Here is a 2,941-nt window from a genome sequence, read left to right on the forward strand (position 1 = left end):
GGATGATGGTGCCGCCGTCGCCGGAGGAGTGGCGGCTGATTCCGTCCTGGCAGTGGTTGCGGGCGGGCGTCGAGGGGCGGCGGTCGCGGGTCGTGGTGACGGCAGCGACCCGGGCGAAGGCGCTGGAGCGGACGTTGGAGCTGACCGACTCGGCCGAGATCGAGCGGCGGCTGCGGTCGTTGCCCGGGGTTGGGGTGTGGACGGCGGCCGAGGTGCGGCAGCGTGCACATGGTGATGCGGATGCGTTCTCGTTCGCGGACTATCACGTGTCTCGCAACGTGTCGTACGCGTTGATCGGTGAGGAGCTCGACGACGACGGTTGCGCCGAGCTGATCGAGCCGTACCGCGGTCATCGGTTCCGCGTGCAGCGGTTGCTGGAGATGGCCGGCATCGGTCACCCGCGCTACGGCCCGCGGAAGGCGCTGCCGACGCACACGCCGGGGGCGACGCATCGACTGCGGTAGCGCGGGGCACTAGACGGTCGTGATCAACGGGGACGGGCTCTACCTGGTAGCTGGGCTTGCGCTCCTCCTCGGCGCCGTACTGCCTCGACTGCTTTCCCGGTACGCCGTTTCTGCGCCGATCGCGTTCCTTGGCGGCGGAATGCTGCTGGGCCTGGTCGTGGATCGCAGCCACCTCAGCCCGATCGCCGAGCCGGAGCTCACCAAGCACTTGGCCGAGCTGACGGTGATCATCGCGCTGATGGGTGTCGGCCTCGCGATCGACCGGCCGATCAGCCTCCTGCACTGGGGTGTGACGTGGCGGCTGCTGTTCATCGCGATGCCTGCGGGTGTCGCGGCGCTGACCGGTGTGGGCTGGCTGCTCGGCCTCGCACCGGCGACCGCGCTACTGATCGCGGCGGTGCTGGCGCCCACCGACCCGGTGCTGGCGTCGGATGTGCAGGTCGGCGGGCCGACCACCGGCGAGGACGCCGAGCTGGACGAGGAGGACGAAGTACGGTTCGCGCTGACCTCTGAAGCCGGCCTCAATGACGGACTGGCCGCCCCGCTCGTCTACCTCGCTGTTTTCCTTGCTACCAAGAGCCTTTCGCCGGTCGAGTGGATTGCCTGGGATGTCGTCGGCAAGACCGTGATCGGTGTGGCTGTCGGTTTCGGGGCCGGCTGGTTGCTGGGGCGGATGACGTTTTCGGCGCAGGCGCACAGTCTGCGGCTGGCGGATTCGCGAGAGCCTGTCCTCGCGCTGGCCATGACGCTCGGTGTCTACGGGCTCACCGAGGTGCTGCACGGGTACGGCTTCATCGCGGTCTTCGTGGCCGCCCTCACACTGCGCGCCGCCGAGCGCAGTCACGATTTCCACAACGAGCTGCACGACTTCATCGGTGAGCTTGAACACATTCTGACCTGGGGCGTCCTGCTGCTTCTCGGGGTCGCCGTGACCGCCGGGCTACTCGCGCCACTCACCTGGACCGGGGTGCTGATCGGCGTGCTGCTGGTGGTCGTCGTACGGCCGATCGTCGGTCGGTTGTCGCTCGTCCGAAGTGGGCTGAGTCGCACCGAGGCGTGGGCGACAGCGGCCTTCGGAGTCCGGGGCGTGTCCTCGATCTACTACCTCGCGGCGGTCGGGATCCACTTCCACGAAGAGCTGCCCTGGCTGTGGGCGACTGTCGGCTTCACCGTTGTGCTGAGCGTCGTTGTTCACGGCGTTGCCGCGACGCCTTTGATGCGGATGCTCGACCTCCGCCGCGACCGTTCTTCGTGAGCGAGCCGGCCGGCGGTTCGGCCCCGTGACGGACGGCCGAGGCGGCGTTGATTCCGGCTGCGAAGTCCCTCAATCCCTTGAACATATCTCCATCGTCCGGGGATCGCGTCACCCGCAGAAGTGGCGCGTACGACGACTATCGCTAAGATTGCGACACATGGGTTCCGTGTCAGTTCTCGCGTACGACGGCATGACGGCCTTCGAAGCCGGCATCGTGATCGAGGTGTTCGGGCTGGCCTGGCCGGACATCGACCAGCCCTGGTACGAGTTGAAGGTCTGCACCGAGACACCGGATCCGATCCGGGTGCTCGGCGGCGCCACACTCAGCAGTCCACACGGTCTGGAGGAGTTCGCGGCCGCGGACACAGTCGTGATTCCGAGCGTCGCCGACCCGGGCGCTGAAACCTCTGATGCTTTGATCGAAGCGTTGCGGCACGCGCACCGCCGTGGCGCCCGGATCGTCTCGATCTGCTCGGGTGCGTTCGCGCTTGCCGCCGCCGGCCTGCTCGACGGTCGCCGCGCCACCACCCATTGGCGGTACGCCGGGCTCCTGCGCGAGCGCTACCCCGAGATCATCGTGGATCCGGAACCGCTCTACACCGACGAAGGCGACGTACTGACGAGTGCGGGCTGCGCCGCCGGGCTGGATCTGGCGGTGCACCTGGTCCGCAAGGACTACGGCGCGGCCGTGGCGAACTCGATCGCCCGCCGGCTGGTGATCCAGCCCTACCGCGCCGGCGGGCAGGCGCAGTACATCGAATCCCCGGTGCCGCCCGAACCCGACGACGCCTCGGTCGCGCGGAGCCTGGGCTGGGCGCTCGAACATCTCGCCGAGCCGATCGGCGTACCCGATCTGGCCAGGCAGGCCGGTTTGTCGCCGCGGACCTATCTGCGGCACTTCGTGAAGGCGACCGGCACGTCACCGGGCAAATGGCTGATCGCCCAGCGGATCCAGGCGGCGCTGACGATGCTGGAGACCGGTGACGCGCCGGTGGAGGAGATCGCGCTGGCGGCCGGCTTCGCCACCCCGGTCACGTTCCGCCACCACTTCGCCAAGCAGTTGCGCACCTCGCCCTCGGCGTACCGGCGGAGCTTCCGGACCCGGCAGCAATCCTGAGACGGCGTCTCAAATACTGGAAGTCGGAGGGTGCGATCCGGCCTTGATTGGGTAACCTCGGGGCAGCTCATCCAGAGGGACTGAGGGAAACGGCCCGTTGAAGTC

At 68.3% G+C, this 2,941-nt stretch carries 3 protein-coding genes; all 3 read left to right on the plus strand.

Annotation, left to right across the window (positions count from 1 at the left end):
* The coding region (locus tag E1261_RS44135; protein ID WP_420814104.1) for a DNA-3-methyladenine glycosylase family protein at positions 1 to 464 on the plus strand (464 nt) is incomplete at its 5' end.
* A gap of 19 nt (positions 465 to 483) precedes the next feature.
* The gene (locus E1261_RS44140) at positions 484 to 1,719 is read left to right on the plus strand and encodes a cation:proton antiporter (protein WP_238176842.1); all 1,236 of its coding nucleotides are present in this window, start codon (positions 484 to 486) and stop codon (positions 1,717 to 1,719) included.
* 157 nt (positions 1,720 to 1,876) lie between these two features.
* Positions 1,877 to 2,836: a helix-turn-helix domain-containing protein gene (locus E1261_RS44145; RefSeq protein ID WP_132416253.1), complete on the plus strand. Its 960-nt coding sequence runs from the start codon at positions 1,877 to 1,879 to the stop codon at positions 2,834 to 2,836.
* Positions 2,837 to 2,941: the final 105 nt, after the last annotated feature.

It is taken from the genome of Kribbella albertanoniae (genome assembly GCF_004348455.1).
Lineage (GTDB): Bacteria > Actinomycetota > Actinomycetes > Propionibacteriales > Kribbellaceae > Kribbella > Kribbella albertanoniae.